The organism is Methanobrevibacter sp. (assembly GCF_045539575.1).
GTDB lineage: Archaea > Methanobacteriota > Methanobacteria > Methanobacteriales > Methanobacteriaceae > Methanocatella.
Window position 1 is genome coordinate 1 of the sequence record NZ_JAZQFM010000076.1, and the last position, 5,746, is coordinate 5,746.

Sequence of the window (5,746 nt, forward strand, 5' to 3'; positions counted from 1 at the left end):
TCCTTTTCGCTCTTACACAATTAATATGATATAATAATATTTAAACACACTACACCATATACAAAAAATGGAAAATAAATAATATTTCCCAAATTTTAATAGTTTTTACATTAATGAGAAAGTTTTTATTGGCACGAATATTACATTATCAACTTTTTCAATTGTTTTTGTTGTATCAGATATAACAATTCCATGTGGAGCTTTATAACGTCTTATTGCATCCTTAATTTGATCAGTACCTTTATTACCGTGTCCAACTTCTATTGGGATTACTTCATCAAAATCTTTTTTTATTATAAAATCAACCTTTTGCTTTTTCACTTTATATGTATCGTAGAATATACTGAATTCAAAGAACTGTTCACTATTTTTCAAATTAACAAGGTTTGATCCGACTAATGTTTCAAGCAATATTCCTTCATATTCACTCAATTTTATAGATGAAAATCCGAATTTGAGATTTATTGCATGCATTATGCTTGGTGTTGCAAAATAATACTGCCATGATTTTTTTGCTCTTGCATTTGCACCTGCATAAGGTTCTGTGTGAAATATCAAATGAGTCTTTTCAAGTAAGTCCATTATTGTATTAACACTTCCTGCAGAAGTTTTGATTTTATTTGCAAGCGCATTTTGTGAAATGTCACCAGGATATTTTTCCGCCAAAAATTTCATTAATCTTAATGCATTTGTTTGTGTATTTGCAGTCAGGTTATTCATTGTCCCTAAATCTTTTGTCACCACAGTTTCAACTGAGTAGTATAATTTTTTAAATGCATTTCTGTGATTCGTATCATGCATCACTGACGGAAATCCTCCAAATTTAAAATAATTATCCCAATCCATTGAATGATAATTTTTTAGATTTAATAAATCACGATTTACCTGCTTTTCTTTTATGATTGCATTATCAACATTGCCATTAAATAATAAATCTATCAAATCATTGGAAATATCTGTGTGATAATTATATTTTAATTTTAAATGTTGTGAATAATTTAGGGGAGTTATTGGATATCGTATCATCCTTCTTGCGGCTTCAGCATTATATTCAAGATTTATTGCTGATGAACCTGTAAAAATCGCAAATATATTTTTAGATTTATCAGTGATTATTTTACCTGAAAGTGACCAATCTTTATCAAAATGTGATTCGTCAATTAATAAGAATAATTTTTCATCAAGTGTCTGCAGTGAGGAGTTATGGAATGTTTTTAGATAATATTTGATGGTATCATAGATGTCACAATCTTCTATTTTATTTAGTTCCTCACAGGAAAAATATAATATCTGTTCATGACGGATATTTTTTTGATTCAACAAGTAGTCATATACCTGAAATAAGATTGTTGTTTTTCCAACACCTCTAAGACCCGGCAATACAATATAACGATTAACATTATTTCCATCGATGAATTCATCTATAAATGTTCTTATTTCTTCAAAATCATCCCTATGATTAAATTTAACACCCCTATTTGATAACTCATTGTTTAGAGATAAAGGAGTATCTGTTATTTGGCTTTGTAAAAAATCATGAATTGAATCTTCATTATCAGGATTCATACTAAATCACCTCTTTGATAATATATTGAACACTATTATATAAATATATATTCAATATATTGAATGATAATATATAAAATAATATTCAATAAAATTTATAATATTGAAAAACATGACAAAATTATTTACACTTTAAAAAGTAAATAAAGTCCTTAAAATAGATTTTAGCCACAATTATACAAAATAGCATTCATAACGACTGTAAAAACAATAATTTATGGAAGTTTTTTCTTATTCTTTGACATACTCTCTTTTCCCATCAGGATACTCAATGTAGGGACTATCCAATTCATCATCATATCCGGCAATAGGAAGTCCTTTAACTTTACATATTTCCTGATCAATTCTAATTGATTCTTTAAACCTTTCAGTGAGCTCTTCATCGGAAATTCCACAAGTGGAATCCAATTCATTTCCTTCAGTCAAAATAATTCCTCCCTATTTACTAGTATTATAAGATATCAACTTTATTAATAATAAATATTTTTGAAGTGTGACTTCGTGAAAAAACACATAATGTTAATGAAATTCTAACTAAAACTCAAAATCAGTTGTAATTTCCAATATATTCTCAGATTTGCTCAGAATTCTAACCAATCTTTCATCCAAATCTGCATGATTATCATGATAGTCAATTTCACCGAATTCCTCTCGAATTGAATATGCTAGACATTCTTCATCTAAGCTAAAACGTGCATTGATATTTTCTTTATTTCCTCGGGCATCAAGTCTGATCCATTTATTAAAATCTTTTATATGCACCGTGTTTAAAGCATGAATCATATAACCCTCACTATCATCATCTGCTCTTGTAAGCAGCTGATAACTGATGCCTGAGGGAATCTGATTTGCTCTTAGAAGTGCTGCAAGAAGACATGATTTTGTCCAGCAGATTCCAGTTTTATTTTCAAGCACCTCACTGGCAGTTTTTGAAACCACATCTGTTTTAATGTCCCATGAATGAGAAATTTCATCCCTAACAAAGATGTAACATCGTTTTATATAATCCAGATTATCTTCAGATTGACTCATCAATTGCCCAACCTTATCTTGAATAAGAGGATTCATGAAATCAATGCTCGGTGTTTCCATCAAATATTCTTCCATGTAATTCATCCACACATAATAGATTAAAACTAAAATAAAATAAAAATATTGCTTTATTAATTTAAAAAACTTTTTAAAATGGATTTTGCCCGTATACTAACTCTCTTGAATCATCGCTAGAATACCCTTCGCTCCTCGAGTAACCCTCGAAACGGGCAGCCTATCCAATGCTGGGTTTCTCCTAATCATCAACAGCGAAAGCTTCCCTCATAGAAGGACCGTAGGCATTGGTCAAAAAATGATACGACACTATTATTTATATAAAATATGGTATTTAATCCTATCTTAATAGGAAAAAACATTACAAATAAATAAATTCAAAGGAAAACTATTAACATGAAGTATCTGACAACATTTAAAGAATTACTGATAGAAAGTTTGAAAGACAATAAAAAAATGATTATAATATTTTATGTCGCTTTCATACTCCTACTGATTGGCGGATGGATCGTATCATCAAACGTACTCTCAGCAAATCCACTGCCTGATTTTACAAACACAACAACACAAACACCGTCTGGAGGATATGCAAGTGCAATGGACCTTTTCATACACAATGAGATGGGCGGAATAATAATCTATCTTTCTTCAATATTCTTTGGAATCGCTGCAATCGTTTCACTTGCATATAATGGAATAAATATTGGAGCAACAGGGGCTTTGATTTCATCACTACACCCAAATGGAGGTCTCGAATACATAATTTACCTGATTCCTCATGGAATATTTGAATTCACAGCAACTGTCATCGAGTCAACTGCGGGAATACTCCTGTTCCTCTTCATATGGAGAATGATAAAAGCAATAATCAGAAGCGATGAAAAAGGATTCAGCAAAAAGATATCCCATGCATTTGAAATGCATAAAAAGACACTGATTCAAAGCTTGGTTCTTATGGTTTTTGCAACAATACTGCTGATAATTGCAGCTCCGATTGAAGCTTATCTTTCAGTACCAATCTCAAATCTGATAGTCGGAAATTAAAAAAATAAGTAAATCAGGAACTACTCCTGATTTGCGTGTTTCTCCCCAGGTGGTGAATTATATACAATTACTCCATTTAGCCCCGATGTTTGAACGAATGCAAGATTTCGTTTATGAAGCAATTTGAACAAAGGCAATGTGAAAAACAAATAAAAAATTCAAATGATTTAAACAACAATACCTATCAAAAATACTATAACTTACATAACCCTTTACAAATATTCTATACAATCTTTTTCAGTTAATTGCACATTAAATTCGAAACACTAGTTCTTTAATTCCGAATATAACCCAAACAAGCAATATCCGGTTTGAATTCACATGACAGAGATACGAAGAAAATAAAAAAATAAAAATGAAATATGATTATACAACCATGCCAAGTTTTTCGACTAACTCCTTATAACGGTTGCGTATGGTGACTTCAGTGACACCAGCAATGACGGAAACCTCTTTTTGGGTTTTCTTCTCACCAAGCAGAATTGATGCAATATACAATGCAGCAGCCACAATACCTGCAGGTCCCTTACCAACATTCAATCCATTTTCAAAAGAGAGATCGATAATGTCAATCGCCTTTGCTTGAACCAGGCCTGACAATCCCAATTTGCTTGCAAATCTTGAAATGTAATCCCTAGGAGATATAGGCTGCAACTTGATATTCAATTCCCTTGCAAGAAAACGATGATTCTTGCCAATCTGCTTTTTGGAAATATTTGAAGCTTCAGAAACCTCATCTAAAGTACGCGGAATATTGCAGCGTCTGCAAGCGATGTAAATAGAAGCGGCTACAACACTATCAATGCTTCTTCCACGAACAATATTCTTTTTGGCTGCATTCCTATAGATACTTGAAGCATCTTCCCTAACAGACCTTGGAACACCTAATCTTGATGCCAAACGGTCAATTTCACTTAAAGCAATTGCAAGATTTCTCTCACCTGCACTTGAAACCCTGGCACGCCTATCCCATTTTCTCATCCTATGGATTTGCGCCCTGTTTCTTTCAGGAAACATGCGACCGTTTGAGTCTAAATTATTAGAACCCATAAAAGTTCGTAACCCTTTATCTGCAATAGTTAAAGTGAGAGGAGCGCCGGTTCTAGTACGTTGAGCTCTTTGCTCATGATTAAATGCTCTCCATTCAGGGCCTTGATCAATTAAGCTTTCATCAATGACAATTCCACAGCGGTTGCATGAAATTTCTGCCCTTTCACTGTCAAAAAACAAATCTGTTGAATCGCATTCCGGACAGTGCATGGCATTATCATCAATGCGAATATCATCCTGTACAAATGCCTGATTAAATTGTGCGGTTTTGGTTGTTATAATATCATCCCCCTTTAAGGATAACGGAATCAAATTCCAGTGGTGGTCGACAACGAAAACTAATTATTAAAGGATAAAAAATAGTTTAATTAGTTTTTACAGATTTTAAGTTAAATGGTTGTATAAATTCAAGGTGCTTGATTTATAAGTATAATGAGCTTGCAGCGAAATGAAATTCCCATAGAAAACCATAGTACACAAACAAAACACAAAAGGACTTCACTACTGGGATCGAAACGAGACCAGGTATAACCCCCATGCTATGACCGCAATACTCATTATATTATGAAAATGATAAATAAAAAGTATTAAAGTAAATGATTTGTATATAAGAAGGCTTGCAGCGAAATGAAATTCCCATAGAAAACCATAGTACACAAACAAAACACAAAAGGACTTCACTACTGGGATCGAAACGAGACCAGGTATAACCCCCATGCTATGACCGCAATACCTAAATATACAAACCAATATGATAATGAATTATCAGTGCAACTTTCACCCTTACTGTTAACACCTAACCAAATTATTATTAAACTATATATCATTCTAAAGAATGTATACGTTTACTAACAATTAAAATAATGCAAGCGAACAATTGGAAGCAGCGGACTCAACAACTCGGAAAAAAAACCTCGAAGCTTACATCCCTACCCCATCAAACAAGTCTTCTACTCGCGTCCTAAGCAATCTATTTTCAGGGGATACCTCAGGCTTAGATGCTTTCAGCCTTTATCACCTAGCGCGTAGCTGCCCGGCA

5 protein-coding genes and 3 rRNA genes are annotated in these 5,746 nt (G+C 32.8%); 1 reads left to right on the forward strand and 7 read right to left on the reverse strand.

Annotation, left to right across the window (positions count from 1 at the left end):
• Positions 1 to 105 precede the first annotated feature (105 nt).
• From ACKI30_RS09930 to ACKI30_RS09940, 3 genes are all read right to left on the reverse strand, one after another.
• Entirely contained in the window at positions 106 to 1,566 is a 1,461-nt protein-coding gene (locus ACKI30_RS09930) for an ATP-binding protein (protein WP_116592022.1), read from the reverse strand.
• Between the two features lie 231 nt (positions 1,567 to 1,797).
• Positions 1,798 to 1,992: a hypothetical protein gene (locus ACKI30_RS09935; RefSeq protein ID WP_407412066.1), complete on the reverse strand. Its 195-nt coding sequence runs from the start codon at positions 1,990 to 1,992 to the stop codon at positions 1,798 to 1,800.
• Positions 1,993 to 2,100: 108 nt separating this feature from the next.
• Positions 2,101 to 2,673, reverse strand: coding sequence for a transglutaminase family protein (locus ACKI30_RS09940; RefSeq protein WP_407412068.1), 573 nt, complete (start codon positions 2,671 to 2,673; stop codon positions 2,101 to 2,103).
• Positions 2,674 to 3,009: 336 nt separating this feature from the next.
• On the opposite strand from ACKI30_RS09940, the gene ACKI30_RS09945 reads away from it, so the two are divergent.
• The gene (locus tag ACKI30_RS09945; protein ID WP_407412070.1) at positions 3,010 to 3,657 is read left to right on the forward strand and encodes a stage II sporulation protein M; all 648 of its coding nucleotides are present in this window, start codon (positions 3,010 to 3,012) and stop codon (positions 3,655 to 3,657) included.
• Positions 3,658 to 4,023: 366 nt separating this feature from the next.
• Here the strand turns inward: ACKI30_RS09945 and ACKI30_RS09950 are convergent, their stop codons facing one another.
• The 4 genes from ACKI30_RS09950 to ACKI30_RS09965 all read right to left on the reverse strand — a co-directional run.
• Positions 4,024 to 4,938, reverse strand: coding sequence for a transcription initiation factor IIB (locus tag ACKI30_RS09950; protein ID WP_407412072.1), 915 nt, complete (start codon positions 4,936 to 4,938; stop codon positions 4,024 to 4,026).
• A gap of 204 nt (positions 4,939 to 5,142) precedes the next feature.
• A 5S ribosomal RNA gene (gene rrf, locus ACKI30_RS09955) occupies positions 5,143 to 5,260 on the reverse strand.
• A 61-nt stretch (positions 5,261 to 5,321) separates the two neighbouring features.
• A 5S ribosomal RNA gene (gene rrf / locus ACKI30_RS09960) occupies positions 5,322 to 5,439 on the reverse strand.
• Between the two features lie 125 nt (positions 5,440 to 5,564).
• A 23S ribosomal RNA gene (locus tag ACKI30_RS09965) occupies positions 5,565 to 5,746 on the reverse strand; the annotation flags it as partial.

Bases quoted from the DNA above. Each gene is read 5' to 3' on its own strand.
- ACKI30_RS09930 (WP_116592022.1), bottom strand. From the start codon at position 1,566: ATGAATCCTGATAATGAAGATTCAATTCATGATTTTTTACAAAGCCAA.
- ACKI30_RS09940 (WP_407412068.1), bottom strand. From the start codon at position 2,673: ATGGAAGAATATTTGATGGAAACACCGAGCATTGATTTCATGAATCCT.
- ACKI30_RS09945 (WP_407412070.1), top strand. From the start codon at position 3,010: ATGAAGTATCTGACAACATTTAAAGAATTACTGATAGAAAGTTTGAAA.